The sequence below is a fragment of the Microbacterium allomyrinae genome (assembly GCF_020682705.1).
In the GTDB taxonomy this organism is placed as follows: domain Bacteria; phylum Actinomycetota; class Actinomycetes; order Actinomycetales; family Microbacteriaceae; genus Microbacterium; species Microbacterium allomyrinae.
On record NZ_JAGTTN010000007.1, the window covers coordinates 1 to 24979 of the forward strand.

The 24979-nt window shown below is 69.0% G+C and carries 21 protein-coding genes; 12 read left to right on the plus strand and 9 right to left on the minus strand.

Annotation, left to right across the window (positions count from 1 at the left end):
* Together KEC57_RS16320 and KEC57_RS16325 are read left to right on the plus strand one after the other, a co-directional pair.
* Window positions 1-2128: alpha-amylase family glycosyl hydrolase (locus tag KEC57_RS16320; RefSeq protein ID WP_267492750.1), on the plus strand; the 2128-nt coding region annotated here is incomplete at its 5' end.
* 87 nt (window positions 2129-2215) lie between these two features.
* A complete protein-coding gene (locus KEC57_RS16325; RefSeq protein WP_229385756.1) occupies window positions 2216-2782 on the plus strand; it encodes a hypothetical protein in 567 nt (188 codons plus the stop codon).
* 78 nt (window positions 2783-2860) lie between these two features.
* Here the strand turns inward: KEC57_RS16325 and ald are convergent, their stop codons facing one another.
* Together ald and KEC57_RS16335 are read right to left on the minus strand one after the other, a co-directional pair.
* On the minus strand, window positions 2861-3976 hold the full coding sequence (gene ald / locus KEC57_RS16330) for an alanine dehydrogenase (RefSeq protein ID WP_229385757.1): 1116 nt from the start codon (window positions 3974-3976) through the stop codon (window positions 2861-2863).
* 56 nt (window positions 3977-4032) lie between these two features.
* The gene (locus tag KEC57_RS16335; RefSeq protein WP_229385758.1) at window positions 4033-5022 is read right to left on the minus strand and encodes an asparaginase; all 990 of its coding nucleotides are present in this window, start codon (window positions 5020-5022) and stop codon (window positions 4033-4035) included.
* 52 nt (window positions 5023-5074) lie between these two features.
* On the opposite strand from KEC57_RS16335, the gene KEC57_RS16340 reads away from it, so the two are divergent.
* A complete protein-coding gene (locus KEC57_RS16340; protein ID WP_229385759.1) occupies window positions 5075-5551 on the plus strand; it encodes an OsmC family protein in 477 nt (158 codons plus the stop codon).
* 42 nt (window positions 5552-5593) lie between these two features.
* Here KEC57_RS16340 and KEC57_RS16345 read toward each other — a convergent pair whose 3' ends face one another.
* On the minus strand, window positions 5594-6421 hold the full coding sequence (locus tag KEC57_RS16345) for a lysophospholipid acyltransferase family protein (RefSeq protein ID WP_372457083.1): 828 nt from the start codon (window positions 6419-6421) through the stop codon (window positions 5594-5596).
* 75 nt (window positions 6422-6496) lie between these two features.
* Here KEC57_RS16345 and KEC57_RS16350 point away from each other — a divergent pair, with 75 nt between their 5' ends.
* Complete coding sequence (locus KEC57_RS16350; protein WP_229385761.1) at window positions 6497-7459, plus strand: FKBP-type peptidyl-prolyl cis-trans isomerase; 963 nt, start codon at window positions 6497-6499, stop codon at window positions 7457-7459.
* Window positions 7460-7481: 22 nt separating this feature from the next.
* On the plus strand, window positions 7482-8573 hold the full coding sequence (gene dxr / locus KEC57_RS16355) for a 1-deoxy-D-xylulose-5-phosphate reductoisomerase (protein ID WP_229385762.1): 1092 nt from the start codon (window positions 7482-7484) through the stop codon (window positions 8571-8573).
* A gap of 57 nt (window positions 8574-8630) precedes the next feature.
* On the opposite strand, the gene KEC57_RS16360 is transcribed toward dxr, so the two are convergent.
* From KEC57_RS16360 to KEC57_RS16370, 3 genes are all read right to left on the minus strand, one after another.
* Entirely contained in the window at window positions 8631-10295 is a 1665-nt protein-coding gene (locus KEC57_RS16360; RefSeq protein WP_229385763.1) for a Mur ligase family protein, read from the minus strand.
* Window positions 10296-10473: 178 nt separating this feature from the next.
* A complete protein-coding gene (locus tag KEC57_RS16365; protein WP_229385764.1) occupies window positions 10474-11181 on the minus strand; it encodes a YcnI family copper-binding membrane protein in 708 nt (235 codons plus the stop codon).
* Window positions 11182-11380: 199 nt separating this feature from the next.
* The gene (locus KEC57_RS16370) at window positions 11381-11962 is read right to left on the minus strand and encodes a hypothetical protein (protein ID WP_229385765.1); all 582 of its coding nucleotides are present in this window, start codon (window positions 11960-11962) and stop codon (window positions 11381-11383) included.
* Between the two features lie 86 nt (window positions 11963-12048).
* Here KEC57_RS16370 and KEC57_RS16375 point away from each other — a divergent pair, with 86 nt between their 5' ends.
* From KEC57_RS16375 to KEC57_RS16385, 3 genes are all read left to right on the plus strand, one after another.
* The gene (locus KEC57_RS16375) at window positions 12049-13380 is read left to right on the plus strand and encodes a M50 family metallopeptidase (protein ID WP_229385766.1); all 1332 of its coding nucleotides are present in this window, start codon (window positions 12049-12051) and stop codon (window positions 13378-13380) included.
* A gap of 85 nt (window positions 13381-13465) precedes the next feature.
* On the plus strand, window positions 13466-13834 hold the full coding sequence (locus KEC57_RS16380; protein ID WP_229385767.1) for a YciI family protein: 369 nt from the start codon (window positions 13466-13468) through the stop codon (window positions 13832-13834).
* On the plus strand, window positions 13831-15081 hold the full coding sequence (locus tag KEC57_RS16385) for an RNA polymerase sigma factor (RefSeq protein ID WP_229385768.1): 1251 nt from the start codon (window positions 13831-13833) through the stop codon (window positions 15079-15081). Before KEC57_RS16380 ends, KEC57_RS16385 begins: the two co-directional genes overlap by 4 nt.
* 45 nt (window positions 15082-15126) lie before the next feature.
* Here the strand turns inward: KEC57_RS16385 and KEC57_RS16390 are convergent, their stop codons facing one another.
* Both KEC57_RS16390 and KEC57_RS16395 read right to left on the minus strand, forming a co-directional pair.
* Window positions 15127-17073 (minus strand): anthranilate synthase family protein, encoded by a 1947-nt coding sequence (locus KEC57_RS16390; RefSeq protein ID WP_229385769.1) that lies wholly within the window; start codon window positions 17071-17073, stop codon window positions 15127-15129.
* Window positions 17074-17228: 155 nt separating this feature from the next.
* The gene (locus KEC57_RS16395; protein WP_229385770.1) at window positions 17229-18461 is read right to left on the minus strand and encodes a low temperature requirement protein A; all 1233 of its coding nucleotides are present in this window, start codon (window positions 18459-18461) and stop codon (window positions 17229-17231) included.
* Window positions 18462-18569: 108 nt separating this feature from the next.
* On the opposite strand from KEC57_RS16395, the gene ispG reads away from it, so the two are divergent.
* From ispG to KEC57_RS16415, 4 genes are all read left to right on the plus strand, one after another.
* Window positions 18570-19700, plus strand: a complete 1131-nt coding sequence (gene ispG / locus KEC57_RS16400) for a flavodoxin-dependent (E)-4-hydroxy-3-methylbut-2-enyl-diphosphate synthase (protein WP_229385888.1) — start codon at window positions 18570-18572, stop codon at window positions 19698-19700.
* An 89-nt stretch (window positions 19701-19789) separates the two neighbouring features.
* Window positions 19790-20977 carry a benzoate/H(+) symporter BenE family transporter gene (locus KEC57_RS16405; RefSeq protein ID WP_229385771.1) on the plus strand — a complete coding sequence of 396 codons (1188 nt, stop codon included), beginning with the start codon at window positions 19790-19792 and terminating at the stop codon, window positions 20975-20977.
* 122 nt (window positions 20978-21099) lie between these two features.
* Window positions 21100-22896, plus strand: a complete 1797-nt coding sequence (locus tag KEC57_RS16410) for a proline--tRNA ligase (RefSeq protein WP_229385772.1) — start codon at window positions 21100-21102, stop codon at window positions 22894-22896.
* A 61-nt stretch (window positions 22897-22957) separates the two neighbouring features.
* Window positions 22958-24016, plus strand: a complete 1059-nt coding sequence (locus KEC57_RS16415; RefSeq protein ID WP_229385773.1) for an LOG family protein — start codon at window positions 22958-22960, stop codon at window positions 24014-24016.
* A 74-nt stretch (window positions 24017-24090) separates the two neighbouring features.
* On the opposite strand, the gene KEC57_RS16420 is transcribed toward KEC57_RS16415, so the two are convergent.
* Entirely contained in the window at window positions 24091-24912 is an 822-nt protein-coding gene (locus tag KEC57_RS16420; RefSeq protein ID WP_229385774.1) for a DUF1206 domain-containing protein, read from the minus strand.
* Window positions 24913-24979 lie beyond the last annotated feature (67 nt).

A 24979-nucleotide genomic window follows, 5' to 3' on the forward strand; every position in this document is an offset into this window, starting at 1 on the left:
CGAGTACTGGTTCAAGGTCCGCGCGGTCAACGCCAACGGCGCATCCGCCTACACCGCGTCCGTGTTCGCCACCCCCGTCGGAACCACCCCGACAGCCACCCCCACCCCCACCACAACCCCCACGGCAACACCCACTCCCACGCCGACGCCCACGAACCCGAGCACGGTCCGACAGGGGTCGCTCGCGGGAGCGACCACCGGTGAGCCTCTCGGAGGGGACCCGCGCGAGGACAGCATCTACTTCATGATGACGGCGCGCTGGTTCGACGGTGATGCGTCCAACAACATGGGCGGCAGTCAGAATGTGAAGTCGGGCAACGCGGCCAACAACGATCCGATGTTCCGGGGCGACTTCGCGGGTGTCGTGAACAAGCTGGACTACATCAAGGCGCTCGGCTTCTCGGCGATCTGGATCACCCCCGTGGTGACGAACCGCAGCGACTACGACTTCCACGGGTACCACGGATGGGACTTCGTCCGCATCGATCCGCGTCTGGAGTCCGAGGCGGTCACCTACCAGAACCTGATCGATGCGGCCCACGCCAAGGGCATCAAGATCTATCAGGATGTCGTCTACAACCACACGTCGCGCTGGGGTGCGAAGGACCTGTTCGTCCCGACCGTCTACGGTAAGCGGGATGCGCAGTGGAGCTGGTACTACGACGAGAAGGTTGCGGGCAAGGAGTACAACCCGCTCGACACCGATCCGGATGGCAGCACCTACACGGGTGACCTGTGGAGCGAGACCCAGCCCGCGGGCCAGGACTGCAAGAACTGGGGAGTCCAGAGCGGCTTCTCGGCCGAGGGGTACAAGGTCTACAACTGCCAGTGGCCGAACGCCACTTCGGGAATGTTCCCGAAGAACCTCTTCCACCCGTGCTGGATCGGCAACTGGGAGGGCAAGGACGCTCAGGATTGCTGGATCCATGAGGATCTCGCCGATCTGAACACCGAGAACGCCCAGGTGCAGGACTTCCTCATCGACACGTACAACAAGTACATCGACATGGGCGTCGACGGATTCCGCGTCGACACGGCGGTGCACATCCCTCGCGTGATGTGGAACCGTCACTTCCTGCCGGCGATCCAGGAGCACGCAGTCGCGACGCACGGCGAAAAGGGCAAGGACTTCTACGTCTTCGGCGAGGTCGCCCAGTTCGTGCATGACAAGTGGAACCGCGGCTCGGTCAACCACTCGGCACCGTTCTACACCTGGGACGAGCGACGCGAGTACAGTCTCGACGACGTCGTCGCCGCGGCCGAGCAGTTCAACTACGAGAACCTCATGGGCACGGGAAACCAGCCGACGAGCAACAACCACTTGTTGAACGGGAACACCTACCACACGCCCGATCACTCGAAGGCCTCGGGCATGGACATCATCGACATGCGCATGCACATGAACTTCAGTGATGCGTCCACGGCGTTCTACGCGGGCATGGATTCCGACGACGCGACGAACGATGCCACCTACAACGCGGTGTACGTCGACAGCCACGACTACGGCCCCGGAAAGTCGCAGGTGCGGTACGACGGCGGAACGGATGCCTGGGCCGAGAACATGAGTCTGATGTGGACGTTCCGAGGTATTCCGGTGCTCTTCTACGGCTCCGAGATCGAGTTCCAGGCCGGCAAGAGGATCGACTGCGGTCCGACGTGCCCGCTTGCGACGACGGGCCGCGCCTACTTCGGTGACAAGCTCCAGGGCGCCGTCGTCGCGAGTGACTTCGGCAAGGTGGCATCGGCATCCGGTGCTGTGGCGGAGACACTCAACTCCCCGCTCGCCAAGCACCTCCAGGCGCTCAATCAGATCCGCCGGGCCGTTCCTGCGCTGCAGAAGGGCCAGTACTCTCGCGAGGGAGTGAACGGGAACATCGCCTACAAGAAGCGCTTCACCGAGGGTGGCGTCGACAGCTTCGTCCTGGTCGCGGTGTCTGGCGGAGCGACGTTCAGTGGCGTGCCGAACGGAACCTATGTCGACGCGGTGACCGGCGACACGAAGACCGTCTCCAATGGCTCGCTGAGCATTTCGCTCTCGGGCAAGGGGAACATGCGAGCATACGTGCTCTCGCTGCCCGGAAACCCCGCTCCGGGCAAGGTCGGCAATGGCAGCCCGTTCCTGAAGTAGGCGGCTGCCTCCGACGACGTGTGGAGCGACCGTGATCCCCCAGACGCGGTCGCTCCACACCCCCACCAGATGAAGAGGATCCGATTCATGAAGGCTTCACCACTCCGGCGCGTCACCGTCGTCGTCATTGCGGCCGCGGCATGCGGGTTTGCGCTTGCCGGCTGTGCAGCGTCGTCGACCCCAGTCGAGGCGAGCGAGTTCACACCCCCGGTGACGGAGGAAGGCGCAGCGCTCCTTGCAGCGTTCGATGACTGCTCGGTCGTCGCGGAGGCACTGGGCGCGTCCCTGGAGGGCTACGCCATCGAGGTGGACTCCATCGATGCGACCGGCGGGTTCTGCGACTGGCGCTCTGAGGCCTCCCCGGGCCAGACGATCGGCGTGCAGATCGCTCCTCAGCCGAACAACGATCTTCCCGACGCCTCCTCGATCGAGGCCTCGGGAGGCGTGATCGTCGCGAACGAACAGCTGACTGCATCGGGAGGCGTGCTCTACCGGATCCCCTCGGAAGTGCAGGGCGCGTTCTCGGCGACCGGACTTCTGCCCGGTGCCAGCGTGTCGATCGCGGCTGCCGGCTTCGAGGTGACGCCCGAGACCGAAGAGCAGCTGACGGCGGCGGTGGTCGAGATACTCGGGCACACTCCGGCGAGCCAGTAGCTCGTCCGCCGGGATCGCCGGCTCCGTCGGACGCCGCAGTACGCGCACCGACGGATTCGGCCGAAGCCGCGCCCGACGTCAGTCGAGCGCGGCTTCGAGCGGTGCGAGCTCGAGGCCGTGAGCCGTTGCGACCCCGACGTTGACCACGGCACCGCCGACCGTGTTCAGACCCGCCGCGAGTGCGGCATCCGATCGAAGTGCGTCTTTCCAGCCCCGGCGGGCGATCTGCCGGATATAGGGGAGCGTCGCGTTGGTGAGCGCCGATGTCGAGGTATTGGGAACTGCGCCGGGCATGTTCGCGACGCAGTAGAAGATGCTGCCGTGCACCGGGAATGTGGGGTCGGCGTGTGTCGTCGGATGGGTGTCCTCGAAGCAGCCGCCCTGGTCGACGGCGATGTCGACGAGCACCGAGCCGGGCCTCATGCGCGAGACCATGTCGTTGGTGACGAGCTTGGGCGCCTTCGCGCCGGGAATCAGCACCGATCCGATCACGAGGTCGGAGGCGACCACGGCGCGGTCGAGGTCGAGCGGGTTGGACGCGGCTGTCTTGACACGACCTTGGAAATGGTCGTCGAGAAAGCGCAGTCGCTGGATGTTCGTGTCGAAGATCGTGACGTCGGCGCCCATGCCCGCGGCGATGTACGCGGAGTTGGCGCCGGCGACGCCGCCGCCGATGACGGTGACCGTCGCAGGGCGGGTGCCGGGCACACCCGAGATGAGGAGGCCGAGTCCGCCGGCCGAGCGCATGAGGGTGGATGCTCCCACCATGGGTGCGAGGCGTCCGGCGACCTCGCTCATCGGAGCGAGGAGGGGGAGGCCGCCGCCCGCGAGTTGCACCGTCTCATATGCGATCGCGGTGACGCCGTCCGTGACCAGCCGATCCGTGAGGGGACGGTCCGCCGCAAGGTGAAGGTATGTGAAGAGAACGAGATCCTTGCGGAAATGCCCGTACTCGCGGGCGATCGGCTCCTTGACCTTCAGGAGCAGCTCGGCGCGGCCCCACACTTCGGCCGCGTCGTCCAGCAGCGTCGCCCCGGCGGCCTGGTACTCGGCATCCGGCATCGATGATCCTTCGCCGGCACCGCGCTGGACGATCACCTCGTGGCCGGCGGCAACGAGGTCGTGCACGCCCGCGGGCGTGAGGGCGACCCGGTACTCGTTGTTCTTCACCTCGGTGGGGACGCTGATTCTCATCGTGTGGTCCTTTCCGCTCCGCCGTTGGAGCGCTCGGGCTCCTTGTGAGAGCGCCTCTAGAGGACGGGGCGGATGGCCCCGACGTCCTGCCCGCCGCCGGTGACGGCGAGCGGAAGCTGGGAGAGCGTGTCGGAGACGTCGGACGCCGACAGGGCGCCGTGGCGTTCGAGCAGCCGCAACGCCACCGCGGTGGCGGCGCGCCCGCTGCCGTCGAGCATCTTGAGTGCGACCGTCGTGCCGTTCGGGGCGACCATCACCATGACGCCTTCGGCGCCGCCCTTCGCGAACACCCCGAGGCGCTCGATCGCGAGGGTGTCGGGACGGCCCGGGCCATCGATCGTCCAGGGGTTCGCGCGCACCGCCTCCACCAGCGCACCGGCGCTGCGGTGGAGGGCGAACGGCGAGGTGGTCGATGAGTTGCCGATGCGGTGAACGGCCCGGGCGAGCCCGAACAGCGTCATCGCGTAGACGGGGGCGCCGCAGCCGTCGATCGCGGTGGCCGAGATCTTCTCGCCGATGAGGCGCTCGATCACGTCGCGGATATGGGCTTGCAGCGGATGCTCCGGCGAGAGGTAGTCTGCCGCGTCCCAGCCGTTCGTGGCGCACGTCAGCAGCATGGCGGCGTGCTTGCCCGAGCAGTTCATGCGGACGCGTGCCGGTTGGCGCAGCTCGCGCACGAGTTCGTCGCGCGCGGCGGTGTCTGAGGGCCACGCCGGCGGGCAGCCGAGGTCGTCCTCGCCGAGCTGGGCGGCTGCGAGGATCTCGCGTACGACGGCGACGTGACGGTCGGTGCCCGAGTGGCTCGCCGTGGCGAGCGCGAGACGCTCGCCTTCGAGCGGTGCGCCGGCGGCGAGGCACGCGAGCGCCTGCAGCGGCTTGAGGCTCGACCGGGGGAGGATCAGCGCCGACGGATCGCCCGACTTCTGAGCGATCGTGCCGTCGGGGGCGAGGACGATCGCGATGCCGGTATGTCGCGACTCGATGAAACCGCTGCGCTCGACGACGGCGAGTTCGACGGCGTCAGCTGCGGAGAATGTCTGCGGCACCTCGCCAGCCTACCGCCGGGGCGGGTACGTCCTCGCATGACAGACTGTGCTCATGTGGGGCGAGCATCGATACTCCGTCCGGGCGACGTGGACGGGCGATCGCGGCACCGGGACGTCGGGATACCGCGACTACGACCGGTCGGTGACCATCGCTATCGACGGAAAGCCGGCCCTGCTCGCCTCGTCCGACAAGCCCTTCCGTGGGGATCCTTCGCGGTGGAACCCCGAGGACATGCTCCTCGCGGCACTCAGCGAATGCCATCTGCTGTCGTACCTGCATGCCTGCGTCCAAGCGGGTGTCACCGTCGTGGCGTACGAGGACGAGGCATCCGCTCTCATGGTCGAGGACGGCCATGGCGGAGGAGCCTTTCGGGAGGTGGTGCTGAGACCTCGCGTGAGCATTGCGGACGCGTCGATGACGGATGCCGCGACCGCCGCGCACGCGCAGGCCCGCGAGTGGTGCTTCATCGCGAACTCGGTGAACTTCCCCGTGCGTCACGAGCCGACGATCCTCGTCGCCGGGTCCTGATCCCGGTGGCCCCGATCCCAGGTGGTCTCTGAGCGCGAGGGGTCAGCGACGCTCGTGCGGAAGAACCTGCCGGATCCGGTCGATGGGGTTGTGAGCAGGCGCCTCGTTGTACGCATTGGCCAGCTCCTGGCCCGAAAGGGCGTGGATGGCGGCCATGATCTCGTCCGTCGCGAAGCGCCGTGCCTTGCCGGACGTGGCAGGGCCGTGGTGCGAGAGTTCGAGCGGCTCGCCGAACTTGACCGAGATCCGATGCGTGATCGACGGGAGCTTCGCGCCGACCGGCATGACGTCGTCGGTGCCGATGAGTCCGACCGGGACCACGGGTGCACCGGTCTGCAGGGCGAGGAACGCGACGCCGGTGCGGCCCTTGTAGAGGCGGCCGTCGAGTGATCGGGTGCCTTCTGGATACAGCGCGACCGCCCGGCCCTCCTCGAGGAGCGCACGCTGCTGGTCGAGTGCGTCGAGCGCCGCTTGACCTGCACCCCGCTGGACGGGGATGGCGCCGATCGCGGTGAAGAACTCTCTCGAGATCCAGCCGCTGAAGCCCGACCCCTCGAAGTAGCTCGACTTCGCGAGGAAATGCACCGGGCGTGGCGCGGCGACGGGGATCGCGATGGAGTCGATGAACGAGAGATGGTTGCTGGCGAAGATGACGGGGCCGGTCTTGGGCACGTTCGCACGGCCGTCGACGCGAGGCCGGTAGATCAGCCGTGCGAGCGGGGTGATGATGCCGCGACCGACGGCGTACGTGGCTCCCATGGACCGGACCGGGGCCGTCTCGCCTTCCTCGACGGCATCGGCGGGCACGTCGGGCTCGAGGTCGGAAGTCACCAATCGAGGGTACTCCCGATTGCATTCCGGTTCGGGCATGGCCATTTCTCAGCGCAGACAAAGCGAAGATACGGAAAGATAGAGGTTCCGCTCCCTTCGACTCGAGGTTCATCCGTGCGCATTCGTCCGCTCGCCGCCCTGTCCGTCGCCGCTTTGTCGGCTGTTCTTCTCGCAGGATGCGCGTCGCCCGCCGAGCCCGACGCTGAGGCGACCCCCTCGGCGACCGCCGCCGCCGACCTGTGCGACGCACAGGTCGAGTCGGGTGAGGCCGTCGAATCCGTCACCATCGACGGTGCGGTCGGCGAGAAGTCGACTGCCACGTTCACGGCACCGCTGGAAGTGACCGAGCTGCAGAGCACGGTCATCGCCGAGGGCTCGGGCGATCCGGTGGCCGCCGGAGACCTGATCTCTTACGCGCTCACTGCGTTCAGCGCCGACACCGGCGAGGAGCTCGGCTCGTTCGGCTACGCCGACAGTCCTGCCCTGCCGCAGCAGATCTCGGCCGAGAACCCGCTGGGTCAGCTGCTGGGCTGTGCGACGCCGGGGACCCGGGTCGTCGCGGCGTTCCCTCCCACGACGGACGAGTCGGGTGCAGAAGTCGCGGGCGAGGTCTACATCATCGATCTGCTCGACGTCGTTCCGACGGCCGCGTGGGGCGAGGAGCAGGAGCCTGTCGACGGGATGCCCACCGTCGAGCTCGCTGACGACGGCCAGCCGTCCGTCACTCTGCCTGAGGGTGACATCCCGACGGAGTTCGCGAAGGCGACTCTGAAGGAGGGCGACGGCGACGTCGTGGAGACCGGCGACACCGTGCTCGTGCAGTACCAGGGCGTCTCGTGGAACACCGGCGAGGTGTTCGACGAAAGCTGGGGTGCCGCGCCGTTCTCGTTCACCGTCGGCAGCGGTGTGGTTCAGGGATTCACGGATGCCGTACTCGGCGAGACCGTCGGCTCTCAGGTCATCGCCGTGCTGCCCCCGGCCGTCGCGTATGGCGAAGGCGAGATCAACGACGCCGACCTCGTCGGACAGACGCTTGTCTTCGTCATCGACATCCTCGCGGCCCAGCCGGCTCAGTAGGCGTCGCCGAGAAGGCTGACCGATGCGACGCGTACTCATCCTCGGCTCGACGGGCTCGATCGGCACGCAGGCCCTCGATGTCGTGCGTGCGAACCCGCGGCGATTCGAGGTGGTCGGGCTCGCCGCGGGGACCGATAGTGAGACGCTCGCGGCGCAGGCGGCCGAGTTCGGTGTGGAGAGCACCGCGCTGGGCGTGGTCGAGGCGGAGCAGCTGGTGCGCGACATCGAGGCCGACGTGGTGCTCAACGGCATCACCGGCTCGGTCGGCCTCGGCCCCACGCTGGCAGCCCTCGAGGTCGGTCGAACGCTGGCGCTGGCGAACAAAGAGTCGCTGATCGTCGGCGGCGACCTCGTCACGGCGCTGGCTCGCCCGGGACAGATCGTTCCGGTCGATTCCGAGCATTCCGCCATCGCGCAGGCGCTGCGCGCCGGCGAAAGCTCGGAGGTGCGCAGGCTCGTGCTGACGGCCTCCGGCGGTCCCTTCCGAGGCCGCACGCGGGCATCCTTGGCGGAGGTCACACCGGCCGAGGCGCTGGCGCATCCGACCTGGGACATGGGCCGCGTCGTCACGACCAATTCCGCGACGCTCGTGAACAAGGGTCTCGAGGTGATCGAGGCGCATCTGCTCTTCGGGGTGCCGTACTCCGAGATCGACGTCGTGGTGCACCCGCAGTCGATCGTCCACTCGATGGTCGAGTTCGTCGACGGATCCACGATCGCCCAGGCGTCGCCCCCCGATATGAGGCTTCCCATCTCCCTCGGCCTCGACTGGCCGAATCGCGTGGCAGGGGTCGGTCGTCCGCTCGACTGGACGACAGCGACGGCATGGACGTTCGAGCCCCTCGACGACGAGGCGTTTCCCGCGGTCCGGCTCGCCAAGCGGGTGGGACGAGCAGGCGCCACCTACCCTGCCGTGTTCAACGCCGCGAACGAGGAAGCCGTCGACGCATTCCACGAGGGGCGGTTGGGCTTCACCGGGATCCTCGACATCATCGAACGGGTCGTCGAAGCGCACGAGCCGCCCGACGCGCTCACACGTGAGGCGCTCGTCGACGCCGAGGCCTGGGCGCGTCGCACCGCAGACAAGGCGATCGCCGCAGCATCCGCATCCTGACGCTCACACTGTTGCGGCGCCGGCGCCGTGGTCGAGGCAGTACGGAGGAGCGTGAGCTCAGACCACGGGATGGATCGGCCGGAGCGGGTCGGATGCCGGTGTCTCGTTCTCGGGGTACGGCACCGGCCAGTGCGGCTCGGGCACCGGCCAGCCGGCCGCGCGCAACGCACGACGGGCCAGTTCCCGGGCGGAGTACGGTGTGCGCACGCCCCGGATGTCACGGTAATCCTGGTGGCCGGGACCTGCCCAGAGGATGGCGTCACCCTCGCCGACGAGTGCGACCGCCTCGATGATCGCGCGCTCCGGCGGTGAGAACTCCAGGATCTCTGCGTCGGGCTGCGCGCGCCGGGCACCCTCGAGAAGGGTCGCGCGGATCGCGTCGGGGTCCTCGTGGCGCGGGTGGTGATCGGTGATGACGAGGATGTCGCTGCCCACGACGGCGGTACGGCCCATGTCATGGCGCTTGGTCGCGTCGCGGTCGCCGTCGGCGCCGAACAGCATCACGACCTTGCCCGGGGTGACGCGGCGCACCGCGGCCAGCGTCTTCTCGAAGGCGTCGGGGGAGTGCCCGAAGTCGACGTACACGGCGGGGCCGGTCTCACCCGAGACGAGCTCGGTGCGACCGGGCAGGTATGCCTCGATGCGCGATCCGTCGAGCGCTGACACGAGACGCTCCCACGCGTACCCGCCCTCGAGGATCATGACGATCGCGAGGCCCGCGTTCGCGGCCATGTGGCGGCCGATCACGGGAACGAGCGTGGTGAGGGTGCGGCCGTCGCGGGCGGTCAGGCGGAACTCGGTGCCGATCTGGCGCTCATCGAGGATCTCGACCACCCAGTCGGCGTCGGCCGCGGCGACCGGATCGGAAGCGAGCGAGGGCGTGCCCACGGTCACCGTGGGAACCTGGCTGCGCGCCACGACCTCGGCGCCCTGCTCCGAGTCGATGCACACCACCGCGCGGCGGGATCGATCGGGAAGGAAGAGGGGGAGCTTCGCCTCGAAGTACTCGCGCATGTCGGCGTAGTCGTCGAGGTGGTCGTGGGTGAGGTTCGTGAAACCGGCGACGTCGAACATGATGCCGTCGACACGGCGGCGGCTGAGGGCCTGGGCGCTCACCTCGACGGCGACGGCTTCGACGCCGCGCTCGCGCATGAGAGCGAGGAGCGCATGCATCTCGTACGCCTCGGGGGTGGTCAGCCGCGACACGATCACCTGGCCGGCGATGTGACGCTCGGCTGTCGAGGACAGACCGGTCTTCGCTCCGAGCTGGCCGAGAATTCCCTCGAGCAGGTGCGACACGCTCGTCTTGCCGTTGGTGCCGGTCGTCGCGAAGAGGATGGGCAGCTGGTCGTCACGACCCGTGCTGTAGACCCACGCCGACAGGTCGCCGAGGGAACCACGGGGGTCGTCGACGAGAATCACCGGGAGTCCGCTGGCACCCGCGAGGTCTGCGCCGGCGGCATCGGTCACGACGGCGACTGCCCCCTTCTCAGCGGCGGTGCCGGCGAACTCCGCCCCGTGTCGATTGACGCCGTTCACGGCGACGAACACGTCGCCGGGGCGGAGGTCGGCGGTCGCCAGGGTGATGCCGGTCAGGGTCGCCGTCGACACATCGCCGCGCACATCGACCGCGAAAGTCGCGGCCAGGTCGGCGAGCGCATGGGTCGGAGGAGCGTCCGGGCGGAGCACGGGCGGGAGGTTCGAGGGCGCGTCAGTCGGCATGGCTCATCCATCCTCTCATCCGGCGCGCGCGGGGGCCGATCCTTCCGCGCGAAGCCCGAGACGCAATGGTCGGACGTCGACTCGGTCCGCACGATCCCGGTCGCTGTGCCCGCTCGCTCAACGGTCCGGACCTCCGGCCGTCGAGCGAGCGAGCACAGCGATGCGCGGTGCGATCGTGTCAGGCCTTGCGGCGTCCCCTCACGAGCACGACGACGAGCGCGGCGATGCCCGCGACGAGACCACCAGCGGCGAGCCACCGCGCGACGGGGTCGGCCTCGGTCGCCGTCGCGGCGCCTGCGTCGGATGCGGCGGCTGCGTCGTCGGCGGCCGCCGTCTCGTCGTGACCGTGCGCGTCGCTCTCGGCCTCATCCACAGGGTCACCGACCTCGACCACGGGAGCGGGGGCTTCGAGATCGTGCGCATCCTGGCCGTCCTCGGCGACCTGGGTCCACGCGGTCTCGCCGGTCACGCAGATCTGGGTCACGGGAAAGGCGAGCGAGGTCCCGGCGGCGGATTCGTCGAAGAGCACGTCCATCGAGACGGTGGCCTTGAGTCCATCGTCGATCGGCGCATCGGCTGTGAACACGACGCGTGTCGGCACACCGTCGGCTGCGGCCTCGCGGTCGATGGTCCAGCCGCCCTGCACGATGGGCGTCGCGTTTCCGACGCCTTCAGGGATGTCGATCGCGAGTGCCGCGGTGGGTGATCCGTCGCAGCCGTGAGAGAACGCGAAGGTGAGCGTTTCGGTGCTGCCCGCGGAGGCCGTGCCCGGGTCGACATGGACGTGCGCGGAAGCGGCGAGCGGGGCACCGACCGCCAGGGCGAGGCCGGCGACCGAGCCCAGCACGAGGGTGCGAGGGCGGGAGAGGGGAGAACGGGTGGTCATGAGAACTTCTTTCGTCTGGGTGCGCGCGAGGGCGGAGCCGTCGCTCAGCGCGAATGCAGGGACACCGATCGTGCTCGACCACCGCAGGACCGAGCGTGCTGCTCAACAGCCGCGAGCGTGTGCTCGGGGATCGGGAGCGCATGCCCGAGCCCGGGAGCATGCTCAGCGCGGGGAGGATCGATCGGGATGCGAGTGCGGCTCAGAGCGCCGCGACGAAGGCAGGCGGTCCGCGCCGCGAGATACCCGAGAGGATGAACCCCGCCGGGTGCGGGTCTGGCGAGGTGCGCGCTGCGACGAGGAGCGGGACAGCCGGGCGCGGTGCGAACGACTGCGCGCGCGAGAGCAAGGAACGGATGCCTCTGCCCAGGGCCCGCAGCATCCGCTCGCCGCTGTAGAGCGCGAGGACGGTCGCCGCTGCCGCGAGGAGGTGGCCCGCCATCATCGGCGCATCCGGAAGGACGACACCTGCCAGGCCACTGCCGAGGCTGGCGAAGTGATGGCCGTGCAGGGATCCCACAGCCGCCGGGTCGGCGCCGGCGGTGAACGCGAAGGCAGCATGGAAGAGGGCCTGGCTCGCCAGCACCGTCGCGCTGATCCGCCACACGGCCAGACGCCGCCCGATCAATGCCACGGCGAAGGGTGCGGCGAGGATGCCGACCACGGCGACCATCGCGGGGGAGGGGGCGCCTCCGCCCGCGAGCGTGTGCGCGGTCGCGGCGGCGATCGTGGCCACCCACGCGGCCGCAACGCCTCGCAGGGCGCGCATGTGGCGTGTGGTCACGAGTCCTCCTCCTCGAGAGCCTAGGGGACACGGCAGACGTCACCGGTCACGGCCAATTCGTAGGTGGACGCGGGTACCGTGAGCGTGTGGAAGTTCTCGCATTCGTCATCGGCGTCGTCCTGCTGGTCGTAGGCCTCGCCGTGTCGATCGCGCTGCACGAGCTGGGGCACCTGTGGCCCGCCAAGAAGTTCGGTGTGCGCGTCGGGCAGTACATGATCGGCTTCGGTCCGACCCTCTGGTCGCGGCGCAGGGGCGAGACGGAGTACGGCGTCAAGGCGATCCCGCTGGGCGGATACATCTCGATGGCGGGCATGTACCCGCCGTCCCCCCGGGAGCGCGAGCGTGCGGCCGCGGCATCCTCATCGGGCGCGGCAGCTCGCTCCGGCCGCGCCGGCGGCGGGTTCTTCGCCACAATGGTGCAGGACGCGCGCTCGGCCAATGACGAGACCGTCCACGGCGACGACGACCAGCGTGTCTTCTACAAGCTCCCCGTCTACCAGCGCATCATCGTGATGCTCGGTGGCCCCGTCATGAACCTGCTGTTCGCGATCGTGCTGTTCGCGATCCTGCTCACCGGCATCGGCGTGCAGACCGCGACGACGACGGTGTCGGAGCTCTCGGAGTGCGTCCCCGCATCGGGCGCGAGCGAGTGCGCACCTTCCGATCCGGCTGCCCCCGCTGCCGCCGCAGGCGTGCTCGCCGGCGACACCATCCTCTCGGTGGACGGCCAGGAAGTGGCGGACTTCGCCGAGGCATCCGCCATCATCCAGGAGTCTCCGGGCGAACAGCTCACGCTGGTGGTGGAACGCGACGGCGCACAGCAGACACTCACCGTGACGGCCGCACGGCGCGAGACGACCGTGACGGCGGCGGACGGTTCGACCACGACGGCAGAGATCGGATTCCTCGGGATCTCGCCCACGTCCGAGTACGTGCGGCAGCCGATCTGGGCGGGCCCGCAGGCCGCGTTCGAGAACGTCGGCGCGGTCGCCGCGATCATCTGGCAGCTGCCGGTGAAGGTGGCGGACACAGCCGTGACGCTCGTCACGGGCGGTGAGCGGGACCCGAACGGTCCGCTCAGCATCGTCGGAGCCGGGCGCCTGTCGGGAGAGGTGGCGGCGACGGATGCCCCGATCCTCAACCGCGTCGCCGGGTTCGTGTCTCTGCTCGCGTCGCTGAACATCGCACTGTTCGTCTTCAACCTGATTCCGCTCTTGCCGCTGGACGGCGGCCACATCGCGGTCGCGCTCTGGGACGGCCTCAAGCGCGCGTGGGCCAAGCTGTTCCGGCTGCCGCCCCCCAAGCCCGTCGACGCGACCAAGCTCGTACCTGTCACCTTCATCGTCGTGATCGCGCTGTTCGCGATGGGCGCGATCCTGATCCTCGCGGACATCTTCAACCCGGTCTCGCTGCTCTGACGACCGAATCCGGTCCGGCTGTCGAAATCGGGCTTGTCCGTTCGCTGTGGGAATGAAACGGTTCCACTGACGAAAGGACCCTGCCGTGAAATACGTGATCATGTTCACCTCGACGCCAGAACTCGATGCCGCGGTCCCGCCCGAGCGCGCGCAGGAGGTGTACGGGCGGATCTACGAGTGGTTCGGCACCCACGCCGACAAGATCGACGACTCGGGTGCAGAGCTGCATCCCGTCACCACGGCGACGACCGTTCGCTCCGGTGATGACGGACCTGTCGTCGTGGACGGGCCCTTCTCCGAGGCCAAAGAGGTGATCGGAGGATTCAGCGTCATCGACGTTCCTGACCTCGACGCCGCGATCGCGATGGTGAAGACCTGGCCATCGCTCGAACTTCCCGGGGTCTCCGTCGAGATCCGGCCGATGGTCGTCGACTACAGCCAGTTCGAGCAGTGAGCTATTCGGATGCCGCGGCCCCGCGTGACGAGCGCCCCGGCGCCGCGGCATCCGATCGCTCGCTCGCCGAGGTCGTGCGAGAGGAGTCGGCGCGCATCACGGCGACCCTCACGGCCTCGTTCGGCAGCTTCGATCTCGCCGAGGATGCGGTTGCCGAGGCAGTGGTCGAGGCCCTGCGGGAATGGCGTGTGCAGGGCGTTCCCCCGAGGCCGGGAGCATGGCTGACCCAGGCGGCTCGGCACAACGCCCTGGATCGGGTGCGCCGCGAGCGCGTGCTGCGCGACAAGGTCGCCCTGCTGGAGGCCGCCCCGCCGCGCAGTGGCGAGTCGGCGGCGACGACGGACGAGCGTCTGCCGGTGCTGTTCGGCTGCTGTCACCCGGCGCTCGCCCCCGACGCCCAGCTTGCGCTCACGCTCCGTGCCGTGTGCGGTCTGACCACCGCTCAGATCGCCCGGGTGACCTTCTCGAGCGAGTCGGCCACCGGCCAGCGCATCTCGCGGGCCAAGCGCAAGATCGCGACCAGCGGCATCCCGCTGCGCGTGCCGGAGGGGCCGGATGCCGCTGCCCGGCTGGATCTGGTGCTCACCGTCGTATCGGTGATGTACAGCGAGGCGCATCTCTCCGCCGGAGCGGACGCCTCGGCCGATCGCGATCTCGCGGATGACGCGCTGTGGCTCGCAACCGTCATCGCTTCAGCGATGCCGCGTGAGGCCGAGGCGCTGGGACTGCTGGCCCTGCTGCAGCTGCATCGGTCCCGCGAGCCCGCCCGGGCGGTCGACGGAGAGCTCGTACTGCTCGACGACCAGGATCGATCTCGCTGGGACGCTCGGCTGATCGCCGGCGCGCACCGGACGCTGGAACGCGCCGCGATGCTCCGGCGCCCCGGCCGGTGGCAGCTGCACGCCGCCATCGCGGCTTGTCACACCGACGCGGCCGACGCGGCATCGACGGACTGGCTCCAGGTGCTCACGCTCTACGACATGCTCCTCGCCTACGATCGTTCGCCCGTGGTGCGACTCAATCGCGCCGTGGCCCTCGCCCGCGTCGAGGGTGCCGCCGTCGCGCTCGCCGAAGTGGACGTGCTCGAGGACCCACTCGCCCGCTCGCACCTGTGGCACGCGGTGCGCGCGGCGCTACTGCGGGACCTCGGCCGCGACGACGAGGCGCTCGCGGCGGATCTGCGCGCACTCGAGCTCACGGTGAACGAGGCCGAGCGGCGCATCCTCACCGCGCGCGTCGGCCGCTGATCCCATTCACATGCCGGGTTCGGGCGACTCGGGGTCGGAGTCGCTTCAGGCGCCGACGGGGGTGAAGGCGTGCTCGACCAGGCGGTGGAGGGTCGTCATGCCGTCCCGCGACAGGATCGACTCGAGGTGGCCCTGCACCGACGCGTAGCCCGGACCGCGGAGCGCGTACACGTCGCCGGAGGCATCCGCCGACACCTCCGTGTCTGCGACGCGAGCGGTTCCCGCCGGTACCCGCGCCGTGAACGTGTTGTAGAAGCCGATGGATGCCGGCGAGCCGAACACGTCGACCGTCTTCTGCAGTCCCTGATGCGGGGCGTCGAGCGGGGCGAGGTCGATGCCGAGCGAGTGCGCCAGGATCTGGTGACTCAGGCACACCGCAAGCAGTGCCCGTCCCGAGGATCGGCGCCGTGCCACGATCTCTCGCATCCGCCGCATGCGAGCGCTCGCCGGGTCACGGGGATCGCCAGGTCCGGGACCGCACACCAGAAGCTCTGTCGCATCGATCTGCTCGTCGGTGACCTCGTCCCACGGGGTGATCTCGACTTCGAGACCGAGGTGGCGCAGCTGATGGGCCAGCATCGTGGTGAAACGATCCTCGGCATCGACGACCAGCGCGGACCGACCTTCGAACGGGCCGGGCTCAGTGGCGCCCTGCGGCTTCAGCCAGAACTCGGCGAGGCGTGTGTTGCGGGAGGCGAGGAGTGCCGCGATGGCCGGGTCGTCCGCGAGCCGTCGTGCCTCGGGGGCCGGGGCATCCTCGTCGACGGCAGTGGCGTCGACCGGCGCCGCGGCCGGCTTCGCGGAGCTGTCGCGCGGCACGGCGCCGATCGCGCCCAGGACACCGGCCGCTTTGCCGTGGGTCTCGCCCACCTCGCCGTACGGATCGGAGTGGCGCACGAGGGTGGCGCCTACGGGCACGCGCAGCCGGCCGTCCTGCAGATAGGCGGTGCGGATCAGGATGGGAGCATCGAGATCGTGCGTCGGCTCGTCCGCGCTCGCGCCGACCGACGGGCGCGGGGTGAACAGCGCAGCCACGCCCGAGTAGTAGCCACGCGGAGTCTCTTCGTGCCGCGTGATGACGGTGCACGCGTTCTGCATCGGCGAACCCGTGACGGTGGGCGCGAACATCGTCTCGCGCAGGATGTCGCGGGGATCCATGCGGCTGCGCCCCCGCAGCACGTACTCCGTGTGCGTGAGGCGCGACATCTCCTTGAGGTGCGGCCCCGTGATGCGGCCGCCGTCCGAGCAGACGGCGCTCATCATCTTGAGCTCCTCGTCGACGACCATGAAGAGCTCCTCGGTCTCCTTCGTGGACTCGAGGAACTCGGTCAGCGTCTCAGACGTGGCGCCGCCCGCAGGATGGCGGAACGTGCCCGAGATGGGGTTCATCGTGACGATGCCGTCCCGCGCGCTGACGTGCGCCTCGGGGCTCGCGCCGACGGCGACATGGCCGGGCGTGACGACGGCGAACGTCCAGTATGCGCCGCGCTCGTGCTCGAGCAGCGCCCGGAACCACGTGAGGGCGGCGGTTGCGGCATCGGCTGCCACGCCGGCGGTGAAATCTCGACGGATCACGAAGTTCGCGCCCTCGCCGCGCCCGATCTCGTCGGCGATCACGCGACGCACGATCTCGGCGTAGTCATCGTCCGCGATGTCGAATCCGGGGTCCGCGAGGGGGATCGGATCGGACGGAAGCTCTTCGAGGGCATCCTCACGGGGAATGCGGGTGCGTCCCGTGACGACGAGGCATCGCAGCGGCGCGCTGTCGTCGTGACACTCGAATCCGCGTTCGCGCACCTGCCGGAACGGCACGAGCGCGAGAACCTCGCGCGGCGTGCCCGCGGAATCCGTCAGCGGAATGTCGCCGAGAAGATCGACGTCGATCACGTCGCCGGTGAGCAGCTCGACGGTGGCGCCGTCGCGGGCGATGAGCGCGAACGGGATGCCGCTCGCAGCGATCTCGCGGAGGGAGGAGTGGAGGTGCCCGGTCATGGTCTTCGGTCTTTCGTCGTGGGGGCGGTGTCCCTTCACGAAAAAGAAGACCGCCCCGGGGGCGGTCTTCGTCGCGCGAACACACCGCCTATGCGGTGGGCCACCAAGACAGGTGCGCGGTCATGGGCCGAACCTACCACAGCGACTCCGGGCGCTCATGCCGCGTTTCGCTCCAGAGCCGCGGCCTGATGGCGGTAGCCGACGGTCTCGAATCCCACGACGATGACGGCCGGAGACGCCGCGACGATGAGCAGCGCGACCCCGATCGACGCGCCCCACGACACCGCGAGAACGCTGATCGCGAGCACCGCCACGGCGCCGAGGAACAGCCATACGTGGAACGGATCGAATTCCCTCACGAGCAGCGCGTAGATGGTGAACAGCGAGATCTCGAAGACCAGAACCGGGATCGCGACGGTGAGCAGCGCGAACGCCGCGTCGACGTGCGCCTCGTGCGAGATGACCGTCGCTGCGACGTGCAGCCCCGCGCCGATGCCGACGAGCGACCCGAACAGGAACATGTGGCCGTAACCCCAGACGAAGCCGCGTCGCGGATGGCGGGCGAGCACTGGCCCGGACGGGAGGATGAAGTACACCCACCACAGCGCGAACGCGAGCGTCGTGCCGCCGACCGCGACGAGGACCGCCTCGACGCTCCAGCTCTCGATCTCCACGACGGCCGAGATCGCGAGGATCGTACCCAGGATCACTTCGCCGAGCGTGATGATGACCAGGAGTCCGTAGCGTTCGGCGATGTGATGCGGGTGCCAGGGGGTCGGCGTGAATCGCCGCTCGGCGAAGATCGGCCCGGCGAGTTCGAAGAGCGCCAGCAGCGTCGTGAACAGGAACGTGACGGGCAGCGACAGGTTGAGGAAGATGAGCGCGATCCAGCCGAGCTGCGCGATGGAGATGTTGACGACGTACGCGAGACACGTCTTGCGACGCGCGGGATCGTGCTTCGCCGCGCGCAGCCACAGCGCGATCGCCGCGACGCGCATGACGACGTAGCCGGCGACCATGATGCCGTTGTCGACGTGGTGACCCTCCTGCACCGAATGGAAGAACACCGGCAGGCCAAGCGCGAGGATCAGCACGCCCATCATCTCGACGAGCGTCGCGATGCGGAAGAAGATGTCGTCGGTGTCGTACGCCGAGGCGAGCCATGAGTAGTTGATCCACGCCCACGACACCGCGAACGTCGCGAAGGCGAACGCCGTGATGGCGTTCGCGACGTCGCCGAGCTCGAGCAGGTGCGCGGTTTGTGATCCGGCCTGACTGAACGCGACCACGAAGGTCAGGTCGAAGAGCAGCTCGAGGGGAGTCGCAGCGCGGTGGGGCTCATGAGGATCCCGCCCGGTCATGCGCCCCAGATGATGGCTCAGACTCATGGCGCAAAAGATACACGGGCGTGCGTGGCACCGCGGACCGCGGAGTCCGCCAGCCTTCCCCCAGCGGCGCCGCGTAGGCTGGGGTGCGTGCCAGCTGTGAATCTCGGGATGCCCAAGGTCCCCGAAGTCCTCGCCCCGCGCCGCAAGACACGGCAGATAAAGGTGGGCAAGGTCCTCGTCGGCGGCGACGCACCCGTGAGCGTCCAGTCGATGTGCACCACTCCGACGACGAACATCAACGCGACACTGCAGCAGATCGCCGAGCTGACGGCATCGGGCTGCGAGATCGTCCGCGTCGCGGTTCCCTCGCAGGACGACGCGGATGTGCTGCACATCATCGCGAAGAAGAGTCAGATCCCCGTCATCGCGGACATCCATTTCCAGCCTCGCTACATCTACCAGGCCATCGACGCCGGGTGCGCGGCCGTCCGCGTGAATCCGGGCAACATCCGCGAGTTCGACGGCAACGTCGGCGAGATCGCCGCCGCAGCGAAGGCGGCGGGCGTGTCGCTTCGCATCGGCGTCAACGCGGGCTCGCTCGACAGGCGGGTCCTCCAGAAGTATGGCAAGGCCACGCCCGAGGCTCTCGTCGAGAGTGCCGTGTGGGAGGCATCCCTCTTCGAGGAGCACGACTTCCACGACTTCAAGATCTCGGTCAAGCACAACGACCCGATCATCATGGTCAAGGCGTATCGCCAGCTCGCCGAGCGCGGCGACTGGCCGCTGCACCTCGGCGTCACCGAAGCCGGGCCCGCCTTCCAGGGCACCATCAAGAGCGCGACCGCGTTCGGCATCCTCCTGTCGGAGGGTATCGGCGACACGATCCGCGTCTCGCTCTCGGCGCCTCCCGCCGAAGAGGTGAAGGTCGGGCACCAGATCCTGCAGTCGCTGAACCTGCGCGAGCGCAAGCTCGAGATCGTCTCGTGCCCCTCGTGCGGTCGCGCGCAGGTCGACGTGTATTCGCTGGCCGACAACGTCACCGAGGGACTCAAGGACATGACGGTGCCGCTGCGTGTCGCCGTCATGGGCTGCGTCGTCAACGGTCCGGGGGAAGCCCGCGAAGCCGACCTCGGTGTCGCTTCGGGCAACGGCAAGGGTCAGATCTTCGTCAAGGGCCAGGTCATCAAGACCGTCCCGGAGTCCGAGATCGTGGCGACCCTCATCGAGGAGGCGAACCGCCTCGCCGACGAGATGGGACCCGCGGCCCCCGTCGGAACGGCGCAGGTCGTCACGAGCTGAGCGCGTGGGGTTCGACCGGTCCGGTCAGAACCCGAAGTGCAGCAGTGTCGCCGAGCGTCCTTCGCGAATCGGCTAGCGTCGGAGTCCTCATGACCGACACTCACGAGCGGCGCAGTCTCTCGCGCCCCATTGTCGCCGGCGTCGTCACCGCGCTGGTCGGCGTCACGAGTTCCTTCGCCGTCGTGCTCACCGGCCTCGACGCCGTCGGTGCGGATCGTGCCGAGGCCGCCAGCGGCCTCCTCGTGCTGTGTCTCACGATGGGCGTGGCCTCGATCGTGCTCGCCTGGCGGTACCGCATGCCGATCACGGTCGCCTGGTCGACGCCAGGCGCGGCGGTGCTCGCCGCTACCGGCGCCGTAGAAGGCGGCTGGCCCGCAGCTGTGGGCGCGTTTCTCGTCACGGCCGCGCTGATCCTGCTGACGGCCCTGTGGCCTCAGCTGGGGCGTCTGATCGCCCGCATCCCGCCGTCGATCGCGCAGGCGATGCTCGCCGGGGTGCTGCTGCCCCTGTGCCTCGCCCCCGTCGGCGGGCTCGTCGCCAATCCGTGGGGCGTGGTCCCCGTTATCGTCACGTGGCTGGTGTTCATGAGACTCGCGCCGCGCTGGGCCGTCCCGCTCGCGTTCGTGGCGGCGTCCGTCGTCGTCGGCGTGCACGTGGCCGTCACCGGGGCAGCGATCGACCCGGCGCTTCTGGTGCCCCGCCTCGCGTTCACCGCGCCGACGCTCACCTTCGGGGCCGTCGCAGGGCTCGCGCTCCCGCTGTTCCTCGTGACGATGGCGTCGCAGAACGTGCCCGGCGTCGCGATCATGCGCAGCTTCGGCTTCGAGGTGCCCTGGCGGCCGGCGATGCTCGTCACGGGAATCGGAACCGCGCTCGGGGCGCCCGCCGGCGGCCACGCCATCAATCTCGCGGCGATCAGTGCCGCGCTCGCCGCAGCCCCCGACGCCGAGCCCGATCCGCACCGCCGCTGGGTGGCCGGTGTCTCGACCGGGGGAGCCGCCATCGTGCTGGGCGGGCTCTCGGCCGCCCTCGTCGCACTGGTGGTGGTGGCACCGGAGGCGGTGATCCCTGCCGTTGCGGGCATCGCGCTGTTCGGGGCGTTCGGATCCGCCGTGCAGCAGGCGATCGACGATCCCGGAGAACGGATGCCGGCGGTCGTGACTTTCCTGGTCGCCGCGTCGGGTGTCGCCATCGCGGGAGTGAGCGCTGCGTTCTGGGCGCTCGTCGCCGGTCTCGTGGTGCGCGAAGTGCTGCACGCCGGGCGCCGACCGCACTGACTCCGCCCCACTTCCGCCACTGCCGTTCTCCTGAGGCATGCCGCGGCGCCGGTGACGGGATGAGGTGAGGACACTCGGCGAATCGACGGCCGTGGCATCTGCTCGCCGTAAGCTTGACCCTCGTGGTCACACGTCTCTCGCATTTCTTCCTCCGCACGCTTCGCGAAGACCCCGCCGATGCCGAGGTCACGAGCCACCGGCTGCTGGTGCGCGCCGGGTACATCCGGCGCCAGGCGCCAGGTGTCTTCGCGTGGCTGCCGCTGGGTCTCAAGGTCAAGGCGAAGATCGAGGGCATCATCCGCGACGAGATGTCCAACGCCGGTGCGTACGAAGTGCACTTCCCGGCTCTGCTTCCGCGGGAGCCGTATGAGATCACCGGCCGCTGGGAGGAGTACGGCGACGGCATCTTCCGGCTCAAGGATCGCAAGGGCGCGGACTACCTGCTCGCCCCCACGCACGAAGAGGTCTTCACGCTGCTCGTGAAGGACCTGTACTCGTCGTACAAGGACCTCCCGCTGTCGATCTATCAGATCCAGGACAAGTACCGCGACGAAGCGCGTCCCCGCGCCGGGCTCCTCCGCGGCCGCGAGTTCACGATGAAGGACGCGTACTCGTTCGACTACACCGACGAGGGGCTGGATGCGTCGTATCAGGCGCAGCGCGACGCCTACGAGCGCATCTTCGCGCGGCTCGGTCTCGAATTCGTGATCGTGCAGGCGGATGCCGGAGCCATGGGCGGTTCGCGCAGCGAAGAGTTCCTGCACCCGACCGCGATCGGCGAAGACACCTTCGTGCGGTCGGCGGGCGGCTACGCCGCGAATGTCGAGGCGTTCACCACCGTCGTGCCCGACTCGATCCCCTTGGAGGGACTGCCTGCTCCGGTGATCTTCGACTCTCCGAACACGCCCACGATCGCGACGCTCGTGGCGCATTCGAACGCCCACCTCGACGCGCCTGCAGACTCCGTGGCCGGACCCGCCACGACCGGCGCGACCGAATGGTCGGCCGCGCACACGCTCAAGAACGTCGTGCTCGCGCTGACGCACCTCGACGGATCGCGGGAACTCGTCGTCGTCGGCATCCCAGGCGACCGCGATATCGACGACAAGCGTGTCGAGGTCGCCTTCGCCCCGGCCGAGGTCGAACAGGCCACCGAGGCCGACTTCGAGAAGCACCCGCTGCTGGTGAAGGGCTACATCGGTCCCTGGTCGCCCACAGGCGCGGTGCTCGGCGAGGAGTCGGCCACCGGCATCCGCTTCCTGCTGGATCCCCGTGTCGTCGACGGCACCGCCTGGATCACAGGTGCGAACGTCGACCAGAAGCACGTGCATTCGCTGGTGGCCGGGCGCGACTTCTTCGGCGATGGCTTCGTCGAGGCGGCCAGCGTGCGCGCCGGTGACCCGGCTCCCGACGGATCCGGTGAGGTGGAGCTCGCCCGCGGCATGGAGATCGGACACGTCTTCCAGCTCGGCCGCAAGTACGCCGAAGCCCTCGGTCTCAAGGTGCTGGACGAGAACGGCAAGCTCGTCACGGTCACGATGGGCTCGTACGGCATCGGAGTGACGCGGATCCTCGCCAACATCGCAGAGCTCAACAATGACGCGAAGGGGCTGATCTGGCCCGCATCGGTGGCACCGTTCGACGTCCACGTGGTCGCGGCCGGTCGCGACGGGGTCGTCTTCGAGGTGGCCGAGCAGCTCTCGGCCGAGCTCGAGGCATCCGGTCTCGACGTCCTCTACGACGACCGTCCGAAGGTCTCGCCGGGTGTGAAGTTCGGTGATGCGGAGCTCGTCGGCGTGCCGCAGATCGTGATCGTTGGCCGCGGCGCGACCGACGGCCAGGTCGAGCTGTGGGATCGCCGCACGGGCGACCGTGAGGTCGTCGCCGTCGCCGAGGCGATCGCGCGCCTGCGCGCCTGACCCGACCACGCGGCGCACCACGGAGGGGGTGCATCCCGCCGCGGCATGCAACGCTGGAGACATGCATGACAGCGCTGCGGTGCCCCCCGAGGTGACGGATGATCTGCGCCGCCTCATCGCGGATGCCGGTATCACCCACAACGCCGACCTGATCGCCCGCACCCTGGCGACCGGCGTCGGCCTGGGCATCGACGGGGCAAGTCGCCTCGATCTGAAGATCACCACGTCCGCACTCACCGAGATGCGCGCGGCGTTCCGCCTGTTCGCTCCGTATGCGGGCATCCCCAAGGTCACGATCTTCGGGTCGGCGCGCACCCGGCCCGACCAGGAGGTGTACCGCGCCACGGCCGCCGTCGCGCGTGCTCTGGCCGACCGCGGCTGGATGGTCGTCACCGGTGCCGGACCGGGAATCATGCAGGCCGCGGCCGAAGGTGCGGGACCCCAGCAGTCGCTGGGGGTGTCGATTCGGCTCCCGTTCGAGGACAAGCCCAACGCGGTCATCGCCGAGAACGCGCGCAACGTCGCGATGAAGTACTTCTTCACCCGCAAGCTGATGCTCGTGAAGGAATCGCACGGGTTCGTCTGCGTGCCCGGCGGATTCGGAACGCTCGATGAGATGTTCGAGCTGCTCACCCTGCAGCAGACGGGCAAGGCCGACCCGACGCCGATCGTGCTGCTCGATGAGCCGAACGGCACGTTCTGGCAGGGACTGCAGCGATTCATCGACGAGCAGCTCGTGGGCGGCGGTGTCATCTCGCCCGACGACTTCGACCGTGTGGTCGTCACCGATTCGGTGGATGCCGCCGCGTTCGCGATCACCGATTTCTGGCGCAACTACGACTCGCTGCGCTGGGTCGGCGACCGTCTCGTCCTGCGCCTGCGTGTCGAACCGAGCGATGCCGAGGTCGCCGGCCTGAACGAGCAGTTCGGCTTCCTCCTCGCGTCGGGGCGGATCGAGAGACACGAACCCCTCCGCCCGGAGCAGGACGACCACGATCGCCTGGACCTCCCGCGCCTCGTGATGAACCTCGACCAGCGCCGGGTCGGTTCGCTGTATCGGATCATCCGCGCGATCAACGCGCTCGAAAGCTCGCCCAGCGGCCCGGCTCGCGCGGCGTGATCGGCGGCTCTCTGCCGCTCATCGCGGCCGAGCAGCGACGCTCCGTGGTCGTCATCCGGATGCCGGCGTGCTCGTCACATGCGCATGTACCGCGCTCGCAGCACGGTGAACACCCCGTATGCGACGAACCCCGCGCCGACGAGCCCGACGATCACGGGGCCGGAGGGCAGCAGGAGCAGAGCGTCGACCGCCCCGTCCAGTCCGCCGGCCACGTCCGCGTCGGAGGATGCCGCTGCGACGATGAGCAGGATTCCCACGATCGCGAGCGCGGCGCCCTTTGCGACGTAGCCCGCCACACCGAGCGTCGTGACCGCGCGGCCGGCGCCTCCCGGAGGAATCGACATCGTGACGCGGAAGCTGCGGCGAATGCCCATGACGATGAACACGACACCACCGATCGCGATCGCCGCGCCGATCAGGGCGAGGACGACCGGCCCGCCCGCAACGACGAGGAGTCCACGGCTCGCGTCTTCGGCGGTCTGCTCGCCGTCCGGGCGTGCGCCGATCGCCACCGCCGCAGCGATGCCTCCGAGAGCGGCGAAGAGCAGCGCCTGTCCCCACGCGGATGCACGGCGTCCCCATTTCTGGGCGCGACCGGCGGCTCCGGAGGAGGAGGACCGCGCCAGGATGCCGTCGAGCACCTTCCATACGGCGAGCGCCCACAGCGTGATCGCGAGCAGCCACAGCACCACGAATCCCAGAGGGGCGCCGGCGACAGCCTTGAATGCGCCCGACTGATCCGACTCACCGTCTCCGCCGAATGCGATCACCAGCACGAGGGCGCCCACGAGCACATGGACGATCCCATCGGCGACGTAGCCCGCCCGCGCCGCGAACTCCAGTGCCGGGCTGGACTCCGCGCGACGCGCGGCGGCCTTCACCTGCGTTCGGGCCATTCCGTCAGCCTAGATGCCGTGCCGTGATGCGGCGAGGGGTTGCATCGGCGCTCGCCGTGTGCGCAGC

Bases quoted from the DNA above. Each gene is read 5' to 3' on its own strand.
- KEC57_RS16395 (WP_229385770.1), bottom strand. From the start codon at position 18,461: ATGAGTCTGAGCCATCATCTGGGGCGCATGACCGGGCGGGATCCTCAT.
- dxr (WP_229385762.1), top strand. From the start codon at position 7,482: ATGCGACGCGTACTCATCCTCGGCTCGACGGGCTCGATCGGCACGCAG.
- ispG (WP_229385888.1), top strand. From the start codon at position 18,570: ATGCCCAAGGTCCCCGAAGTCCTCGCCCCGCGCCGCAAGACACGGCAG.
- KEC57_RS16340 (WP_229385759.1), top strand. From the start codon at position 5,075: ATGTGGGGCGAGCATCGATACTCCGTCCGGGCGACGTGGACGGGCGAT.
- KEC57_RS16325 (WP_229385756.1), top strand. From the start codon at position 2,216: ATGAAGGCTTCACCACTCCGGCGCGTCACCGTCGTCGTCATTGCGGCC.
- KEC57_RS16415 (WP_229385773.1), top strand. From the start codon at position 22,958: ATGCATGACAGCGCTGCGGTGCCCCCCGAGGTGACGGATGATCTGCGC.
- KEC57_RS16420 (WP_229385774.1), bottom strand. From the start codon at position 24,912: ATGGCCCGAACGCAGGTGAAGGCCGCCGCGCGTCGCGCGGAGTCCAGC.
- KEC57_RS16405 (WP_229385771.1), top strand. From the start codon at position 19,790: ATGACCGACACTCACGAGCGGCGCAGTCTCTCGCGCCCCATTGTCGCC.
- ald (WP_229385757.1), bottom strand. From the start codon at position 3,976: ATGAGAATCAGCGTCCCCACCGAGGTGAAGAACAACGAGTACCGGGTC.
- KEC57_RS16365 (WP_229385764.1), bottom strand. From the start codon at position 11,181: ATGACCACCCGTTCTCCCCTCTCCCGCCCTCGCACCCTCGTGCTGGGC.
- KEC57_RS16345 (WP_372457083.1), bottom strand. From the start codon at position 6,421: ATGCCCGAACCGGAATGCAATCGGGAGTACCCTCGATTGGTGACTTCC.
- KEC57_RS16360 (WP_229385763.1), bottom strand. From the start codon at position 10,295: ATGCCGACTGACGCGCCCTCGAACCTCCCGCCCGTGCTCCGCCCGGAC.
- KEC57_RS16390 (WP_229385769.1), bottom strand. From the start codon at position 17,073: ATGACCGGGCACCTCCACTCCTCCCTCCGCGAGATCGCTGCGAGCGGC.